General features: G+C 70.7%; 14 protein-coding genes. 8 read left to right on the forward strand and 6 right to left on the reverse strand.

Going from position 1 to position 18,059, the window contains the following annotated elements:
- The first annotated feature begins 49 nt into the window (after positions 1-49).
- The 5 genes from FBY40_RS08080 to FBY40_RS08100 all read left to right on the forward strand — a co-directional run bounded on the left by FBY40_RS08080 (position 50) and on the right by FBY40_RS08100 (position 9,217).
- Positions 50-1,780 (forward strand): ABC transporter ATP-binding protein, encoded by a 1,731-nt coding sequence (locus FBY40_RS08080; protein ID WP_141940089.1) that lies wholly within the window; start codon positions 50-52, stop codon positions 1,778-1,780.
- A complete protein-coding gene (locus tag FBY40_RS08085; protein WP_141937853.1) occupies positions 1,777-3,762 on the forward strand; it encodes an ABC transporter ATP-binding protein in 1,986 nt (661 codons plus the stop codon). Before FBY40_RS08080 ends, FBY40_RS08085 begins: the two co-directional genes overlap by 4 nt.
- A 68-nt stretch (positions 3,763-3,830) precedes the next feature.
- A complete protein-coding gene (locus FBY40_RS08090; protein WP_141937855.1) occupies positions 3,831-4,649 on the forward strand; it encodes a PP2C family protein-serine/threonine phosphatase in 819 nt (272 codons plus the stop codon).
- Between the two features lie 105 nt (positions 4,650-4,754).
- Complete coding sequence (locus tag FBY40_RS08095) at positions 4,755-7,643, forward strand: FtsK/SpoIIIE domain-containing protein (RefSeq protein WP_160141379.1); 2,889 nt, start codon at positions 4,755-4,757, stop codon at positions 7,641-7,643.
- Between the two features lie 32 nt (positions 7,644-7,675).
- Positions 7,676-9,217, forward strand: coding sequence for an APC family permease (locus FBY40_RS08100; RefSeq protein WP_141937859.1), 1,542 nt, complete (start codon positions 7,676-7,678; stop codon positions 9,215-9,217).
- Between the two features lie 9 nt (positions 9,218-9,226).
- On the opposite strand, the gene ald is transcribed toward FBY40_RS08100, so the two are convergent.
- Both ald and FBY40_RS08110 read right to left on the reverse strand, forming a co-directional pair.
- Positions 9,227-10,342 carry an alanine dehydrogenase gene (gene ald / locus FBY40_RS08105; RefSeq protein ID WP_141937861.1) on the reverse strand — a complete coding sequence of 372 codons (1,116 nt, stop codon included), beginning with the start codon at positions 10,340-10,342 and terminating at the stop codon, positions 9,227-9,229.
- A 32-nt stretch (positions 10,343-10,374) separates the two neighbouring features.
- A complete protein-coding gene (locus FBY40_RS08110; protein ID WP_141937863.1) occupies positions 10,375-11,364 on the reverse strand; it encodes an asparaginase in 990 nt (329 codons plus the stop codon).
- A 59-nt stretch (positions 11,365-11,423) separates the two neighbouring features.
- Between FBY40_RS08110 and FBY40_RS08115 the strand changes: the two genes are divergently transcribed.
- Positions 11,424-11,939 (forward strand): OsmC family protein, encoded by a 516-nt coding sequence (locus FBY40_RS08115; protein ID WP_141937865.1) that lies wholly within the window; start codon positions 11,424-11,426, stop codon positions 11,937-11,939.
- Here the strand turns inward: FBY40_RS08115 and FBY40_RS08120 are convergent.
- A complete protein-coding gene (locus FBY40_RS08120) occupies positions 11,908-12,618 on the reverse strand; it encodes a lysophospholipid acyltransferase family protein (protein ID WP_141940090.1) in 711 nt (236 codons plus the stop codon). The genes FBY40_RS08115 and FBY40_RS08120 overlap by 32 nt on opposite strands.
- A gap of 216 nt (positions 12,619-12,834) precedes the next feature.
- Between FBY40_RS08120 and FBY40_RS08125 the strand changes: the two genes are divergently transcribed.
- Entirely contained in the window at positions 12,835-13,785 is a 951-nt protein-coding gene (locus FBY40_RS08125; protein WP_141937867.1) for an FKBP-type peptidyl-prolyl cis-trans isomerase, read from the forward strand.
- Positions 13,786-13,822: 37 nt separating this feature from the next.
- Positions 13,823-14,911, forward strand: coding sequence for a 1-deoxy-D-xylulose-5-phosphate reductoisomerase (dxr, locus tag FBY40_RS08130; protein WP_141937869.1), 1,089 nt, complete (start codon positions 13,823-13,825; stop codon positions 14,909-14,911).
- Between the two features lie 20 nt (positions 14,912-14,931).
- Here dxr and FBY40_RS08135 read toward each other — a convergent pair whose 3' ends face one another.
- The 3 genes from FBY40_RS08135 to FBY40_RS08145 all read right to left on the reverse strand — a co-directional run bounded on the left by FBY40_RS08135 (position 14,932) and on the right by FBY40_RS08145 (position 18,041).
- Positions 14,932-16,587 carry a Mur ligase family protein gene (locus FBY40_RS08135; protein WP_200829955.1) on the reverse strand — a complete coding sequence of 552 codons (1,656 nt, stop codon included), beginning with the start codon at positions 16,585-16,587 and terminating at the stop codon, positions 14,932-14,934.
- A 50-nt stretch (positions 16,588-16,637) separates the two neighbouring features.
- Positions 16,638-17,342 carry a DUF1775 domain-containing protein gene (locus tag FBY40_RS08140; protein WP_141937871.1) on the reverse strand — a complete coding sequence of 235 codons (705 nt, stop codon included), beginning with the start codon at positions 17,340-17,342 and terminating at the stop codon, positions 16,638-16,640.
- Between the two features lie 111 nt (positions 17,343-17,453).
- The gene (locus FBY40_RS08145; RefSeq protein WP_141937874.1) at positions 17,454-18,041 is read right to left on the reverse strand and encodes a hypothetical protein; all 588 of its coding nucleotides are present in this window, start codon (positions 18,039-18,041) and stop codon (positions 17,454-17,456) included.
- Positions 18,042-18,059: the final 18 nt, after the last annotated feature.

Raw genomic sequence — 18,059 nt, forward strand, 5'->3', positions numbered from 1 at the left:
CACGGAGGTGCGGATGCCGTGACGGGCCCGCGTCGTGGAAGGGAACCCTGTGCTCGGCAAGCTCCTCGCCCGCTACCTCCGACCCGGCTGGGCGCTCATCATCGCCGTGGTCGTCTTCCAACTCGCACAGTCGATCGCGTCGCTCCTGCTACCGACCCTCAACGCCGACATCATCGACAACGGCGTGGTCACCGGCGACATCCCCTACATCTGGTCGACGGGGGCGGTGATGCTCGGGATCAGCCTGGTGCAGATCGTGTGCGCCATCGTCGCGGTGTACTTCGGCTCCCGCTTGGCGATGGGTGTCGGCCGTCAGATGCGGGCCGACCTGTTCCACCGGGTCGTCGCCTTCTCGCAGCGCGAGGTCGGTCATTTCGGTGCCGCGTCGCTCATCACCCGCAACACCAACGACGTGCAGCAGGTGCAGATGCTGGTGCAGGTGTCGGCGACGCTCATGGTGTCGGCGCCGATCCTCGCCGTCGGCGGCGTCGTCCTCGCCATCAGCCAGGATGTGGGTCTGTCGTGGCTGATGGCGGTGTCGATCCCGGCCCTTCTCATCATCGTCGGCGTGATCGTGTGGCGCATGGTGCCCGCCTTCACCGTCATGCAGAAGCGGATCGACCGGGTGAACCAGATCCTGCGCGAGCAGCTCAGCGGCATCCGCGTCATCCGCGCCTTCGTCCGCGAGCCTCAGGAACGCGCGCGATTCTCGGTGGCGAGCGCGGAGGTCATGGCCACCGGCCTTCGCGCCGGCAACCTCATGGCACTGATGTTCCCGGCGGTCATGCTGGTGCTGAACGTCTCGAGCGTCGCGGTGATCTGGTTCGGCGCGTTCCAGGTGCAGCAGAACGAGGTGCAGATCGGCACGCTCTTCGCGTTCCTGACATACATCATGCAGATCCTCATGGGCGTCATGATGGCGACCTTCATGTTCGTGATGATCCCCCGGGCCGCGGTCTGCGCCGATCGCATCGGCGAGGTGCTCGCCACCGACCCCTCGGTGGCGCCCCCCGCCGTGCCGGCAACCCCGCCGGCCCCCGGGGGTGCGGTGCGCTTCGACGGGGTGGCCTTCGCCTACCCCGGCGCCGCCGACCCCGTGCTCAGCGACATCTCGTTCGAGGTGGCGCCCGGGACCACGACCGCCGTCATCGGGTCGACCGGGTCGGGCAAGACCACCCTCATCGGACTCGTGCCGAGGCTCTTCGACGCGACAGCGGGATCGGTGCGGGTGGATGGAACGGATGTCCGCGACTTCGATCCCGATGAGCTGTGGCGCCGTGTGGGACTGATCCCGCAGCGCGCGTTCCTGTTCTCGGGGACGGTGGCCTCGAACCTGCGGTACGGCGATCCGGACGCCGGAGACGCCGAGCTGTGGCACGCGCTCGAACTCGCGCAGGCGGCCGACTTCGTCCGCGCCATGCCGGAGCAACTCGACGCACCGATCGCGCAGGGCGGCACCAACGTCTCGGGTGGGCAGCGTCAGCGACTCGCGATCGCTCGGGCGCTGGTGAAGAAGCCCGAGATCTACCTCTTCGACGACGCCTTCTCGGCACTGGACCTCGCCACCGATGCCGCGCTCCGACAGGCGCTGGACACGCACCTTCCGCACGCGACGCGGATCGTGGTGGCCCAGCGGGTCTCGACCGTCCAGAACGCCGATCAGATCGTCGTGCTCGACCACGGCCGCGTGGTCGGCATCGGCACCCACGATGAGCTGGTGGAATTCAGCCAGACGTACCGCGAGATCGTCGAGTCGCAGCTCTCGGCGGAGGCGGCATGAGCGGGCCGGGGCACGGGCGCATGCAGACCGCGCCGGTGGTGAAGGCGAAGAGCTTCGGTCCGAGCGCGCGACGTCTGCTGGGCACACTGAGTTCGGACAGGCCTCGGCTGGTGGTCGTGCTCGTGCTCGGCGTCCTGAGCGTGGGGCTGTCGGTGCTCGGCCCGAAACTGCTCGGTGACGCCACGAACATCGTGTTCGCCGGGTTCCTCTCCCTCCAGGCGCCGGCAGGGGCGACCAAGCAGCAGGTCGTCGACCAGCTCGTCGCTTCGGGGCAGGGGCAGCAGGCAGACCTCGTCCGGGCCGTCGACTTCACTCCCGGCGCGGGTATCGCCTTCGACGCGCTCGCCGCGGTCATCCTCGCCGTGCTCGCCGTCTACGTGTTCTCCAGCATCTTCGGCTGGCTCCAGGCGCGGTTGCTCAACGGCATCGTGCAGCGGGCGATGAACCGGCTGCGCATGCAGGTGGAGGACAAGATCCATCGCCTGCCGCTGTCGTACTTCGACCGGGTGCAGCGGGGGGAGCTGCTCAGCCGGGTCACCAACGACGTCGACAACATCGGCCAGTCGATGCAGCAGACGCTGTCGCAGGTGATCATCTCACTGCTGACCGTCATCGGCGTCATGGTGATGATGTTCCTCATCTCGCCGCTTCTCGCGGTGATCGCCCTCGTGACCGTGCCGTTGACGCTGGTCATCACCGCCGTGGTCGCGAGCCGTTCGCAGAAGCTCTTCGTCGCGCAGTGGAAGGCGACGGGGGTTCTCAACGCACGGGTCGAGGAGACGTTCTCCGGCCACGCGATCGTGAAGGTGTTCGGCCACCAGCGCGAGGTCGAGGCCGACTTCCTGGCCGAGAACGAAGAGGTCTACCGTGCGAGCTTCGGCGCGCAGTTCCTCTCGGGGATCATCCAGCCCGCGATGATGTTCGTCGGCAACCTCGTATACGTCGCCATCGCCGTCGTGGGCGGTATCCAGGTGGCATCCGGTCTCCTGTCCATCGGCAGCGTGCAGGCCTTCATCCAGTACTCGAGGCAGTTCACCCAGCCCCTGGCGCAGCTCGGCTCGATGGCCAACCTGCTGCAGTCCGGTGTCGCCAGCGCCGAGCGCGTGTTCGAGCTCCTCGACAAGGCCGAGCAGACACCCGACCCCGCGCCCGCCCAGACCGTGCCGTCGTCGGCGCGCCGACTGGCATTCGAAGACGTGTCGTTCCGGTACAGCCCCGACACGCCCCTCATCGACGACCTGGACCTCACCGTGGAACCGGGCAGCACGATCGCGATCGTCGGTCCGACCGGGGCGGGCAAGACCACCTTGGTGAACCTCATCATGCGCTTCTACGACGTCGACGCGGGCCGGATCACCCTCGACGGGATCGACATCCGCCGGATGACCCGCGACGACCTCCGGTCGCGCACGGGCATGGTGCTCCAGGACACGTGGCTGTTCTCCGGCACCATTCGCGAGAACATCGCCTACGGGCGGCCGGACGCCGACGAGTCCGCCATCCTCGCCGCGGCGCGCGCGGCGTACGTCGACCGGTTCGTCCACGCCCTGCCGGAGGGCTACGACACCGTCCTCGACGATGAGGCGGGGAACCTGAGCGTGGGCGAACGGCAGCTCATCACCATCGCCCGCGCGTTCCTCGCCGACCCGCGCATCCTCATCCTCGACGAAGCGACCTCGTCGGTCGACACCCGCACCGAGCTCCTGATCCAGAGGGCGATGTCGCAGTTGCGGCAGGATCGCACGGCGTTCGTCATCGCTCACCGGCTCTCCACGATCCGCGATGCGGACCTGATCCTGGTGATGGAGGACGGCCGGATCGTGGAGCGCGGGACGCACGACCAGCTGCTCGCGGCCGGCGGTGCCTACCGTCGTCTGTCGGATGCGCAGTTCCGCGCAGCCGTGACCGATGAGGAGGAATCGGATGCTGCGGACGCGGCGGGGGAGTCCGCGGGGGCGTCCCGGGTGTCCACTAGGATGTGAGGACGCCACCGCCGGCGGTCGTGCCGATCCGGTGGCGAATGCGAGCCGACGTGGGGAGAGGAGAGCAGGTGCCTGAGATCTCCTCCGGAGACCGCGTGATCGAGCTCCCGGATGCCACGCTGGCTCTGCGCTGGGCCGCCACCACGCACACCGGACGCCGACGCGAGGTGAACCAGGACGCCGTGCTCGCCTCGTTCCCCCTGTTCGCCGTGGCCGACGGCATGGGCGGGCACATCGGCGGCGAGATCGCCAGCGCCAGCACCGTCGATCGGCTCCGCGCCGTCGTCGAGACGGGCCCGGTGAGCGCGAAGACGATCGAGAAGGCGCTCGGCCGCGCCGTCAAGGACATCGCTTCGCATCCGGAGACCACCGACGACGGCACGGGGACGACCCTCACGGGCGTCTACCTGGATCCGACGACCGATCCGGCGACATGGGTCACGCTGAACATCGGCGATTCGCGGGTCTACGTGCTTCGCGACGACGACGTCGTGCAGGTCACGACCGATCACTCGGTCGTGCAGGAGCTCGTCGCTTCGGGGCGGCTCAGCCCCGAAGAGGCCGAGAATCACCCCTACGGCAACGTCATCACCCGCGCGGTCGGACCGAGCGAGAGCGTGACACCCGACTACGTGCGCCTCGACATCGTCGACGGCGACCGTTTCGTGGTGTGCTCCGACGGCCTCACCAAGGAGCTGACCGACTTCGGCATCCGTCACTTCCTCGCGCAGCACGACGACCCCGCCGGTGCGGTGGGTGCGATGCTCGATGCGGCCCTCGAGAACGGCGGTCGCGACAACATCACGATCATCGTGGTGAACGTGTCCCTCCGCGAGAAGACCGCCGGTGCGGCGGCCGGCGTCGATTCCTCCACAGCCTCGGCCTGAGGCGAGTTCTCCACCGATCGAGCGTGACGAAGACGCTCACGGTCGCCCGGTGTCCAGGGTGGGTGGGTGTCGTCGTTCACTCCGCGTCCCCCGACTCATCCCCCGATGTCGTCACCGGGGGCCCGATCGTCGGGCCGCGCCGGGGTGGCTGAGACCGCTCCTGCGCTCGCGTCGACCCCGGTCGACGACCCGGCACCGGACGAACTGCTCCACCTCGAGGACGGGTGGGAGCGTCCGCCCCGGCCTCCGCTGCCGATCGTCGCCTCGACGGTTCCGATCCTCGGAGCCGGCGCGCTGTGGCTGGTCACCGGGTCCATCCTCGCGCTGTGGCTCGCCGCCCTCGGGCCCCTCATCGCCATCGCGTCGATCGCCGACGCCGCCCGCACCGCACGGCGGGACCGACGTGCGGCCGAGCGAGAGGGCGCGAGGACGCGCGCCGAGGTGATGCGCGCAGTGGCGTCGCGGCACCGGAGGGAACGCGAACGGTGGTGGGGCGTGCATCCCGACGTCGCGCGGCTCGTGGAGTCCGACGTCGAGGTGTGGCGGACTCACCACGATCGCGGTGACACCGTGGTGGTCGGCCGAGGACGCATCCCCAGCGCTGTCCGGGTCACCGGTGGGCGTCGCGACCCGCGTGCCGGTGAGCTGCGCCGCCGCGCCGCCGTCCTCGAGGATGCGCCGATCGCGGTGCCGCTGGACGCCGGGATCGCCGTCATCGGGCCGCCGGTCGTCAGCGCGGCGGTGGCTCGCGCGCTCGTCCTGCAGGCCTGCCTGGCGCATCCGCCCGGGTCGTTCTCGCTCCTCGCGTCGGACTCCGACGATGAGGTCTGGCTCGAACGGCTGCCGCATCGCCGGGTCGCCGCCGGGCGCACGCTCGCGTTCCGGGTGGGGGGAGCGGACGGCGCGGACGCCGCCGACATCCGGATCGTCCGCGTCGGTCCTGGAGAACCGCCGCCGCCCGGTTGCGCGGTCGTGCTGCGTGTCGACGGTCCCGACCGGGCGCAGGTCGACATCGGAGGAGAGACGTACGAGATCAGGCCTGAAGCGGTCGGGCGGGCACAGGCGGCATCGATCGCCGATGACCTGGCCCTCCGCGCCGCGCGCTCATTCGGCGACCTGGGCGGGGACGACCGTCCCGTTCTCCTGGCCGAGCTCTTCGCCGATGCCGGCCGGTCACCCGTCGCCGACGGCGGACTCGCCGTGACGATCGGACGCGATCGCGCTCCGGTGTCGGTGGACCTCGTGGAGGACGGTCCTCACGCCGTCGTCACCGGGATGACCGGGTCGGGCAAGAGCGAACTCCTCGTCACCTGGGTGCTGGCCCTGTGCGCCCGCTACTCCACGCGCGAGGTCACCTTCCTCCTGGCCGACTTCAAGGGCGGCACCGCATTCCAGCGCCTCGCGGGCCTCCCGCACGTCACGGGGGTCATCACCGACCTCGATCCCGGAGGAGCCCGCCGGGCGATCGAGAGCCTTCGGGCCGAGATCCGGTGGCGGGAGTCCGAGCTCGCCCGCACGGGGGCCCGCGACATCCGCGATGACAGAGCCGAGCTGCCGCGGCTCGTCGTGGTCGTCGACGAGTTCGCTGCGCTCCTGGCCGATCATCCCGAGCTCCAGGCGCTGTTCACCGACCTCGCGGCGCGCGGACGGGCGCTCGGGATGCACCTCATCCTCGGCACGCAGCGCACGACGGGGGTCATCCGAGAGGGACTGTGGGCGAACCTGCCGCTGCGGCTGAGCCTGCGGGTCGCCGACGCCGCCGACAGCCGGGCCGTGCTGGGGACGGATGACGCGGCAGGGCCCGTGTCGACGGGAACCGAGCGCGGCACCGCCTGGTTGCGCCGGAGCATCGACGCCGCGCCCCGGCGGTTCCGGGTGGCTCTCGCCCGCACCGAGGACGTCACCGCCGTCGGTCGCTCCGCTCAGGGCCCGACGCCGCGACGCTCCTGGCTGCCCGCCCTGCCGGCGCGCGTCGACCTCGCCGACCTGCGGATGCCGGCCGAGGGGGTCGGGACCGCGCCCCTGGTCGTGGGGCTCCTCGACGAACCCGACGAGCAACGGCAGCGGCCGGCGGTGCTCGAGCGCCACGCACCCGGAGTGGTGTTCCTGGGGCGAAGCGGCAGCGGCCGGACGACCGCGTTGCAGACGCTCAGCGCTCAGCGTGCCGATTCGGCGACGTGGGTGCCGGCTGATCCGGAGGCGGCGTGGGATCGCGTCGCTGAACTCGTCCGGGCGCCGCTCCCGGCGCCGGCCTCGCCGGGACTGATTCTCATCGACGACGTGGATGCGCTGGTCGGGCGCTACCCGATGGACTATGCCGGGGAGTTCCTCCAGCGGCTCGAGGATCTTCTCCGCGGCGCCGGAGGTGACGGCGCCGTCGTCGCACTCACCGCGCAGCGGCTGACCGGCGGCGTGGCGCGGCTGGTGGATCTGGCCCCTCGCCGCATCCTGCTCGCCACGGCTTCGCGTGCCGATCACGTCGCACTCGGCGGCGACCCGGCGGGGTGGGATGCCCGTGCCGTGCCGGGTCGCGGAACGATGGACGGCATCGCCCTGCAGGTGGCGACAGCGTGGGACGCAGCGGTTCCGGGTCCGGCGGATCCGCCGGAGATGTGGCACCCGCGAGCGCTCACGGGGTTCGTGACGCGGCGCTCGCCGCAGGCGCGGGCGGCGCTGCGCGCCTGGGAGGCTGCAGGGGCCGCGCTCATCGACCTCGACGCCTTCGACGCCGGAGTGGAGCGCGGCAGCCGCACGGGGCGCGTCGTGGTCGTCGGCGAACCCGACGAGTGGCAGCGGCACTGGCGGACCCTCGCGCTCATCCGGTCGGACCACGACCTCGTCATCGATGCGTCCTGCGGACCCGAGTATCGGATGCTGACGGCCGACCGCGACCTGCCGCCCTACTGCCTGACCGGACGCGGTCGCGCCTGGGTGCGCCACGCAGCAGGCGAGCCCCGTCGCGTCCTTCTTCCCGACACTCCCGCGCATGCTTGACCGCTGTCGCCCGCTGGCCATAACGTCAGCGCATGGCAACCTCCCCTGTGACCCTGGGCCGACCCGAAGGCAAGGGACTCGCAGCGGGGACGCTGGGGCTGTGGGGCTCGACCGTGATCGGTCTGGCGTCGACGGCACCGGTGTACTCGCTGGTCGCAACCCTCGGATTCGTGGTCCTCGCCGTCGGTGCGCAGGCGCCGATCGCGTTCATCATCGCCTTCGTGCCGATGCTGTTCATCGCCTTCGCCTACCGCGAGCTGAACAACGCCGTACCCGACTGCGGCACGACGTTCACCTGGAGCACGAAGGCCTTCGGCCCCTGGATCGGCTGGCTCGGCGGGTGGGGTGTGGCCGTCGCCGGCACGATCGTGCTCGCGAACCTCGCGCAGATCGCCGGCATCTACTTCTGGTCCCTCTTCGGAGACGGCTCGCTGGCCGACAACGTGCCGCTGGTCACCGCCACCGGTGTCTTCTTCATCGCCCTGATGACCTGGGTGAGCTGGCGGGGTGTGGAGATCGGCGAACGGATCCAGAACGTCCTCCTCGCCATCCAGTACCTCCTGCTGGCGGTCTTCATCGTCGCCGCACTCTGGCAGTTCTTCACCGGCACCGCGCCGAACCCCACGCCGTTCGATCTGTCGTGGTTCTACCCGCTCGGGTTCACCGATTGGAGTGCGTTCACAGAGGCGATCCTCCTGGCGATCTTCATCTACTGGGGGTGGGACACCTGTCTCGCGCTGAACGAGGAGACGAAGGACCCCAAGCGCATCCCGGGTCGGGCAGCGCTCCTGACCACGCTCATCCTCGTCTTCACCTACGTCGGCGTGACCGTGGCGGCGATGATGTACGCCGGTCTCGGATCGACGGGTGTGGGTCTGGGCAACGAGGCCAACGCCGACGACATCTTCCTGGCGCTCAAAGACGACCTGCTCGGCCCGCTGGCCCCGCTCCTGCTGATCGCGGTCCTGATCTCGGCGGTGTCGTCGACGCAGACGACGATCCTCCCCACGGCGCGTGGCACCCTGTCGATGGCGGTGTACAAGGCGCTGCCGCAGCGGTTCCGCACGGTGCACCCCGTGTACAAGACCCCCTCGTTCTCCACGATCGTCATGGGGATCGTCGCGAGCCTGTACTACATCGGGATGACGCTGATCAGCGACGACATCCTGCAGGATTCGATCCTGTCGCTCGGTCTCGCGATCGCGTTCTACTACGCCCTCACGGGGTACGCCTGCGTCTGGTACTTCCGACGCGACCTGTTCACCTCGGCGCGGAACCTGGTGTACCGCGGCATCCTGCCCCTGCTCGGAGCCCTGATGCTGACCTACGCCTTCATCCAGTCCGCGATCGACATGTACGACGTCGACTACGGGTACACCGTGCTGCTCGGCGTCGGCGGCACCTTCGTCGTCGGCGTCGGTTCGCTGGCGATCGGCGTGGTGCTGATGTTCATCTGGTACGCCTTCCCCGCGTCCAAGCCCTTCTTCCGCGGGGAGCGGCTCAACCGCGACACGCCGGTGCTCGTGCCCGATGAGGGGGCCTACCAGCGATCGGTCGACGGTGGGCTGAGCTGACCCCGGCGCTCAGCCGAGGACATCGGCGACCGGCGTGTGCGCCAGACCGTGCGCGGCGGCGACGCCCGCGCTCGTGACGGCACCGCCGACGACATTGAGGCCTGCGGCCAGTGCGGCGTCCTGCGCGAGCGCCGGCCGCCATCCTCGCCCGGCGATCTGGCGGATGTAGGGCAGGGTCGCGTTCGTCAGCGCCGAGGTCGAGGTGTTCGGCACGGCGCCGGGCATGTTCGCCACGCAGTAGAAGACGGTGTCGTGCACGGTGAACGTGGGATCGGCGTGGGTGGTCGGCCTCGTGTCGGCGAAGCAGCCGCCCTGATCCACGGCGATGTCGACGAGGACGCTGCCCGGTCGCATCCGGGACACCGTGTCGTTGCTGACGAGCTTGGGCGCCTTCGCTCCCGGGATCAGCACCGAACCGATGACGAGGTCGGAGTCCACGACGGCGCGATCGAGGTCGAGAGGGTTCGACGACGCCGTCTTGACCCGCCCCTGGAAGTGATCGTCGAGGTAGCGCAGGCGTTGGATATTGGTGTCGAACACCGTGACATCCGCCCCGAGGCCGACGGCGATGACGGCGGCGTTCGCCCCGGCGACCCCGCCCCCGATCACGGTGACCCGCGCGGGGCGGGTGCCGGGGACACCCGACATGAGCAGGCCCCGTCCGCCCTCGGAGCGCAGCATCGTGTGCGCGCCGACCATGGGTGCCAAGCGCCCCGCGACCTCGCTCATCGGGGCGAGAAGCGGCAGCCCGCCCCCGGGCAGCTGCACGGTCTCGTAGGCGATCGCGGTGACCCCGTCGGCGACGAGGCGCTCGGTCAGCGGGCGGTCTGCGGCGAGGTGCAGGTAGGTGAAGAGGACGAGGTCGTCGCGTAAGTACCGGTACTCCTGGGCGACCGGCTCCTTCACCTTCAGCAGGAGTTCGGCGCGCCCCCACACCTCGGCGGCGTCGTCGACCAGGACCGCCCCGGCCTCGTCGTACTCGTCGTCGGGCATCGATGATCCCGCGCCGGCACCGCGCTGCACGACGACCTCGTGTCCCGCGACGACGAGGTCGTGCACTCCCGACGGGGTCAGCGCGACCCGGTATTCGTTGTTCTTCACCTCGGTGGGAACTGAGATCCTCATCGTTGCGGTCCTCTCCGCTCCTGGTGGAAGCGTCACATGACGGGGCGGATCACCCCGACGTCTCGATCGCCGCCGGTGACTGACAGCGGAAGCTCGGCGAGGGTCGCGGCGACGTCGGCCGCGCGCAGCGCCCCATGGCGCTCGAGCAGACGCAGGGCGACCGCGGTCGCCGCGCGCGACGACCCGTCGAGCATCTTCAGAGCCACGGTCATGCCGCCCGGGGCGGTCATCACGAGCACACCCTCGGCGCCGGTCTTGGCGAAGACGCCCAGGCGCTCGATGGCGACGGTGTCGGGGCGACCGGGTCCTTCGATGGTCCAGGGGTGCTCGCGCACCGTGCGGACGAGTGTTCCGGACTGGCGGTGCAGGGCGAAGGGCGACCGCTCGGACGACACGCCGATGCGGTGGACGGCGCGGGCGAGCCCCAGCAGGGTGACCGCGAAGACAGGGGCTCCGCAGCCGTCGACAGCGGTCGCGGCGACGCGTTCGCCGGTGAGACGTTCGATCACCTCGCGGATGCGGGTCTGCAGGGGATGCTCGGGGTCGAGGTAGGTCGCGGTGTCCCAGCCGTTCGCGGTGGTGGTCAGGAGCATCGCGGCGTGCTTGCCCGAGCAGTTCATCCGCTCGCGGGTGGGCTCGCCGCCGGCGCGGACGAGCGCATCGCGCGTGGGCTGGTCGGACGGCCAGGCCGGAGGGCAGCCGAGCGCGCGTTCGTCGAGGCCGGCACGATCCAGGATGCCGCGGACGACGGCCACGTGCCGGTCGGTGCCGGTGTGGCTCGCGGTGGACAGACCCAGCTCCTCGCCGGCGAGGTCGGCTCCGGCCGTGAGGAGGGCCAGCGCCTGGAGAGGTTTGAGGCTGGAACGGGGGAGGATCAGCGCCTCGACGGCGCCGAGACGCTCGGAGACCACGCCGTCGGCGTCGAGCACCACGGCGACTCCGCTGTGACGGGACTCCACGAACCCACTGCGTTCGACGACGGCGAGCTCGACGGCCTCTGCGGCGGCGATGGTCTGCGGCACGCCCGTCAGCCTACCCTCGACCCCGGAGGCTCCCGGATCCCTCGTGCGAGACTGGGGCCATGTGGGGTGAGCATCGATACGCGCTGCGCGCGACGTGGACCGGCAACCGGGGGACTGGCACCAGCGGGTACCGGGATTACGACCGTTCGGTCACCATCGAGGTCGACGGCAAGCCCACGCTGCTGGCCTCGGCCGACAAGCCGTTCCGCGGAGATCCGGCGCGATGGAACCCCGAGGACCTCCTCCTCGCCGCGCTCAGCGAATGCCACCTGCTGTCCTACCTGCACGCATGCGTCATGGCCGGGGTCGTCGTCGTCGACTACGACGACGAGGCGACCGGTCTCATGGTCGAAGACGGTGCGGGCAGCGGAGCATTCCGCGAGGTGGTGCTGCACCCGCGCGTCACCGTGGCGTCGGAGGAGATGCGGGATGCTGCGATCGCCGCACACGAGAAGGCCCACGCCCTGTGCTTCATCGCCAACTCGGTCAACTTCCCGGTGCGCCATGAGCCGACCATCCTGGTGGCCGGCGCCGCGGTGCGAGCTACAGGCGCTCGTGCGGAAGAACCTGCTTGATGCGCTCGATCGGATTCTGAGCGGGAACCTCGTTGTAGGCGCCGGCGAGCTCCTGCTCGCTGAGGGCGTGGATCGCCGCCATGATCTCGTCGGTCGCCCCTCGGCGCGCACGCCCCGAGGATGCCGCGCCGTGGTGTGACAGATCCAGCGGTGTGCCGAACCGCACGGTGATGCGCTCGGAGAGCGAGGGACGCTTCGCACCGACCGGCATCACGCGGTCGGTGCCGATGAGACCCACCGGCACGACGGGGGCGCCGGTCTCCAACGCGAGGAAGGCGACGCCGGTACGGCCTTTGTAGAGCCGTCCGTCGAGGGAACGCGTGCCCTCGGGGTACAGGGCGACCGCGCGCCCCTCCGCCAGGAGCAGGCGCTGCTGCTCGAGGGCGTCGAGCGCCGCCTGGCCCGCTCCGCGCTGGACGGGGATCGCGCCGATCGCCCGGAAGAACTCCCGCGACATCCAGCCCTTCATCCCCGAGCCCTCGAAGTAGCTGGCCTTGGCCAGGAAGTGCACCGGGCGGGGGGCGGCGACCGGGATGGCGATCGAGTCGATGAACGACAGGTGGTTGCTGGCGAAGATGACGGGTCCCTGGCGCGGAACGTTCGCCTTGCCCTCGACCTTCGGGCGGTAGATCAGCCGCCCCAGCGGAGCGATCACCATCCGCCCCAGTGCATAGGTCATGCCGATGGAGTGCGAAGAGGCGTCGGGGGCCCCTGGGGGGAGATCGCTGGCTGCCTCGGACGTCACCAGACGAGGGTACTCTCGCTCTCATTCCGTCGTCGGCATCACCGCCGTCCGACCCCTGTGCGCAACCGACCATCTCGACCTCTCAGCCCAGACAGAGGAAAGGTAGGCCAGGATGGGGAGGTCCTTCCGTCCCTCGACCCTGAGGTTTTTGTGCGTATTCGTCCGCTCGCCGCCCTGTCCGTTGCCGCCGTATCGGTCTTGCTGTTGACGTCGTGCTCCGCTGGTGCGCCCGACGCGACCCAGTCGCCGTCGGCCCAGGTCGCCGATCTGTGCGACGCGGTCGCCCCGTCGGGCGACGCGTCCGAAGCGGTCACGGTCGAAGGTGAGCCCGGCGCCGCCTCGCAGGCGGTCTTCACCGCGCCGCTGGAGATCTCCGAGCTGCAGAGCACCGTCGTCACGGAGGGCGAGGGTGACGCGGTCGAGGCCGGCGAGCTCGTCAACATCGCCTTCACCGCCTTCAGCGCCGAGACCGGCGAAGAGCTGGGATCGCTGAACTACGAGCCTGGGCAGTTCCTGCCGCAACAGATCTCCGCTGACAACCCCATCGGCCAGGTCCTCGGGTGCGCCACGCCCGGCACACGGGTGGTCGCCACCTTCCCCGCGACCGAGACCAACGGCGGCGAGGTCTACGTCTTCGACTTCCTCGAGACCGTCCCCGATGCCGCGTGGGGCACCGAGCAGCCGGCGCCCGAAGGGCTTCCCGAGGTGGAGCTGGCGGATGACGGTGAGCCGACCATCACGGTGCCCGACGCCGATGCCCCCACCGAGGTCGAGCTCGCGACGTTGAAGCAGGGTGACGGCGAGACCGTCGAGCCCGGTGACACCGTGCTCGTGCAGTACACCGGCGTCAAGTGGTCGGACAACGAGGTGTTCGACTCCAGCTGGGAGGCCGGGACGCCGACGTCGTTCCAGACGACCGGCGTGGTCGACGGGTTCCGCCAGGCGCTGGAAGGTCAGACCGTCGGTTCGCAGGTGCTCGTGGTGATCCCGCCGGAGTTCGGATATGGCGCCGTCGAGGGCAATGAGCTCCAGGAGGAGACCCTCGTCTTCGTCGTCGACATCCTCGGTGTCCAGCACGCCGCACCCACGACCGTTCCCTGACGCCGCTGCGCGGGAGGAGCGCGGATAGGCTGACCGGATGCGACGCATCCTCGTCCTCGGCTCCACCGGCTCCATCGGCACGCAGGCCCTCGAGGTCATCGCAGCCAATCCCGACCGCTTCGAGGTGGCGGGTCTCGCGGCGGGGAGCCGCCGCGACGAGCTGACTGCGCAAGCGGCGCGGTTCGGGGTCTCCGAGACTGCGTGCGCGCTCGGTGCCGTCGAGGCGGAGCAGCTCGTCCGTGACGTCGAGGCGGATGTCGTGCTCAACGGCATCACGGGGTCGGTGGGGCTCGGGCCGACTCTCGCCGCGCTCGAGACCGGTCGTACCCTGGCGCTGGCGAACAAGGAATCGCTGATCGTGGGCGGTGAGCTCGTCACCGCGCTCGCTGCACCGGGGCAGATCGTCCCTGTGGACTCCGAGCACTCCGCGATCGCCCAGGCGCTTCGCGCCGGCACCCACGAGGAAGTGCGCCGCCTGGTGCTCACCGCTTCGGGTGGACCCTTCCGCGGGCACTCCCGATCGGAGCTCGCCGACGTCACTCCGGCGCAGGCCCTGGCCCATCCCACGTGGGACATGGGCCGGGTCGTGACGACGAATTCCGCCACGCTGGTGAACAAGGGGCTCGAGGTCATCGAGGCGCACCTGCTGTTCGGTGTGCCCTACGACGCGATCGACGTCGTCGTCCACCCCCAGTCGGTGGTGCACTCCATGGTCGAATTTGTCGACGGGTCGACCATCGCACAGGCGTCACCCCCCGACATGCGCCTTCCGATCTCGCTGGGCCTGGACTGGCCGCAGCGCGTGGCCGGTGTCGGCGCGCCGATCGACTGGACCCGGGCGACTCAGTGGACCTTCGAGCCGCTCGACGAGGATGCCTTCCCTGCGGTGCGTCTGGCCAAGCGGGTCGGGAAGGCGGGGGCCACCTACCCCGCCGTGTTCAACGCGGCGAACGAGCAGGCCGTCGACGCCTTCCACGAGGGTCGACTCCGGTTCCTCGACATCGTCGACCTCGTCGCCGACGTCGTCGACCGTCATGAGGCCCCCGCCGCTCTCACACGGGCATCACTGGCCGACGCCGAGAGCTGGGCACGGCGCGTCGCCGACGAGCGGATCGCCGCGCGCTGAGGGCCTTCGCGCGGCCTGTCTCAGGCCGGGCGAAGGGGATCGGATGACGGTGTGCTGTCCTCCGGGTACGGCACCGGCCACCGGGGCTCGGGAACGGGCCAGCCGCGGGCGGCGAGAGCCCGCCGGGCGAGTTCCCGCGCGGAATAGGGAGTGCGCACGCCGCGGATGTCACGGTAGTCCTGGTGCCCGGGGCCGGCCCACAGGATGGCATCACCCTCCCCGACCAGCGCGACGGCCTCGCGGATGGCCCGCTCCGGTGGGGAGTACTCGTGGATCTCGGCGTCGGGCTTCGCCCGGCGCGCTCCCTCGATGAGGATGGCCCGGATCGAGTCGGGGTCCTCGTGACGCGGGTGGTGGTCGGTGACGACCAGGATGTCGCTGCCCTCGGCGGCGGTGCGTCCCATGTCCAGCCGCTTCGTGGCGTCGCGGTCGCCGTCCGCGCCGACGAGCATCAGCACGCGGCCCGGAGTGACGTGCCGCACCGCGGCGAGGGTCTTCTCGAAGGCGTCGGGGGAGTGGCCGAAGTCGACGAAGACCGCCGGTCCGCGCTCACCCGAGACGAGTTCGGTGCGTCCGGGCAGATACGCCCGGATTCCGCCGTCGCGGGTGAACGCCGCGACGAGGTCGTCCCACGCGTAGCCACCCTCGAGGAGCATGACGATGGCGAGACCGGCATTGGCGGCCATGTGCTGGCCGATGACCGGGACGACGGTCTCCAGCATCCGTCCGTCTTTCGACGACAGTCGGAACCGCGTGCCCTGCTGGCGCTCCTTGACGATCTCGACGACCCAGTCGGCCCGCGCCGCGGCCTCGGGGTCCACGGCGATCGCGGGGGTCCCGACGGTGAGGGTCGGTACCTCCGATCGCGCGACGACGTCCACACCGGCGGATGAATCGAGGGAGACCACGGCGCGGCGGGCGCGCTCGGCGGTGAAGAGCGGCAGCTTCGCCTCGAGGTACTCGGCCATGTCGGCGTAGTCGTCGAGGTGGTCGTGGCTGAGGTTGGTGAACCCGGCGACATCGAAGACGATGCCGTCGACGCGGCGACGACTCAGCGCCTGCGCGCTCACCTCGACCGCCACGGCCTGCACGCCTCGTTCGCGCATGAGCGCCAGCAATGCGTGCATCTCGTAGGCCTCGGGGGTGGTCAGGCGGGAAACCACCACCTGCCCGGCGATGTGCCGCTCCGCCGTCGAGGAGAGCCCCGTGACGACGCCGAGCTGATCGAGCATGCCCTCCAGTAGGTGCGACACACTCGTCTTGCCGTTCGTGCCGGTGGTGCCGAACAGCAGGGGCAGGTCGTCGTCGCGCCCGGTGCCGTAGACCCACGCCGAGATGGCGCCGAGCAGGGCGCGCGGGTCGTCGACGACGAGGACGGGGAGACCGGATGCCGCGGCGAGTGCTTCACCGGCCTCGTCGGTCACGACCGCCACCGCGCCGCGTTCTGCGGCATCGCCGGCGAACTCGGCGCCGTGACGATTCACCCCGCGGACGGCGACGAAGACATCGCCCGGTCGCAGATCTGCGGTCGCCAGGGTCACCCCGGTGAGGGTCAGCTCGGCGGGGTCGCCGCTGATGCGGCGAGCGAAGCGGTGAGCGAGGTCGCCCACACGGTGCACGGGCGGGTGGTCCGGCCGAAGCACGGGGGGCAGGTGGGGAGCGTCATCCGTCGGCATGGCGCCTCCATCCTCTCACCCGGCTTCGGCCGAACCGTGACCCCGCCGGCTCAGGCCCGCGCGCGTCGGCGCCAGAACGCGACGACGAGGGCCCCGACACCGGTCGCGAGACTCGCGGCAGCGAGACCGCGGGCGACGGGATCGTCCCCGCCGGCGGACTCCGCCGCCGCCGAGGTCGACGGGGCGTCCGAGTCGGAATGGCTGTGCGCGTCGCCGTGCCCGCCACTCGCCGTCACCGCCTCGTGTGCGTCGGCAGCCGATATCGCAACGATGGGAGCGGGATGCGCCGGCTCCTCTGCGCCGGCTTCGGTCACCTCGTTCCAGGCGGTCGAGCCGACGATGCATCGCTGCTCGACGGGGAAGGCGACAGAGGTACCGACCGAGCTTTCCGCGAAGGTCACATCGAGGGCGATCGTGGCGCGCAGCCCGCTCTCGACGGGCGCGTCGGCGGTGAACGTCACGCGGGTCGGAACGCCGTCGGCGCCCAGGTCCCGAGCGATCACCCACTCGCCGGTCGTTACCGGCGTGACGGTCGTGACCTCATCGGGGATGTCCACGGCCAGGGCCGTGGTGGGAGAGTCGTCGCAGCCGTGGGAGAACGAGAACTGCAGCGTTGTTCGGGTGCCGGCCGGGGCGACGTCGGGGGATACTCCGACGTGCGCCGAAGCGGCGAGGGGCACCGCGAGAGCGAGTGCGATGCCGACGAGGGAGCCGGCTGTCGCCAGGTGGGTGCGGCGGGAAACGGGAGTGGCCATGCGTTTTTCTTCCTTCACAGATCGGGGTCGACGGCGTACCGCCGGGATCGGCGGGCACGCTCGGATCACCGGCGCTCGAACCGAGCGCCGGTGTGCAGGGTCGGCGCGGCTTCAGACGGCCGCGACGAGTGCCGGGGGACCCCGGGAGGAACAGCCCGATGCCGGTCGGGGGCGCACCGTCCATGCCGGCCCGTCGATGGCGAAGTGAGGCATCGCGGCGCGAAGCGGAGGCAGCGCCGGACGCGCCCTGGCGAGGAGGGCGCGCACCCCGCAGCCCAGGGCGTGCAGCATCCGCTCCCCGCGGTGGAGCAGGAGGGCGGTGATGATGGCCGCGAGGGCGTGCGCGCCGAGCATCGGGGCGTCAGGAACGGCTGCTACGGCGCCTTCGGCGAGAGGGAGCGGCACGTGGTGGAGGTGCCCCGCAGCGGAGACGGACCCCGAAGTGGCGCCTGGCGCGACGAGTGCGAAGGCGAGGTGATAGATCGCCTGCGCGGCCGCGACGGTGGCGAGTGTCCGCCCGAAGCTCAGTCGGCGGCCGATCAGGAGCAGGGTGACCGGCGTCGCGAGCACGGTCGCCGCCAGGAGCAGGATGATCGGTGGCGGTCCCTCCGCGGCGAGCGTGTGCGAGGTGCCCGCGATCACCGTCGCCGTCGTGGCGGCTGCGACGGCTCGGCCGGCGCGAAGGTGACGGGGGCTCACGGGCGTCCTTCGGGAAGC

It is taken from the genome of Microbacterium sp. SLBN-154 (assembly GCF_006715565.1).
In the GTDB taxonomy this organism is placed as follows: domain Bacteria; phylum Actinomycetota; class Actinomycetes; order Actinomycetales; family Microbacteriaceae; genus Microbacterium.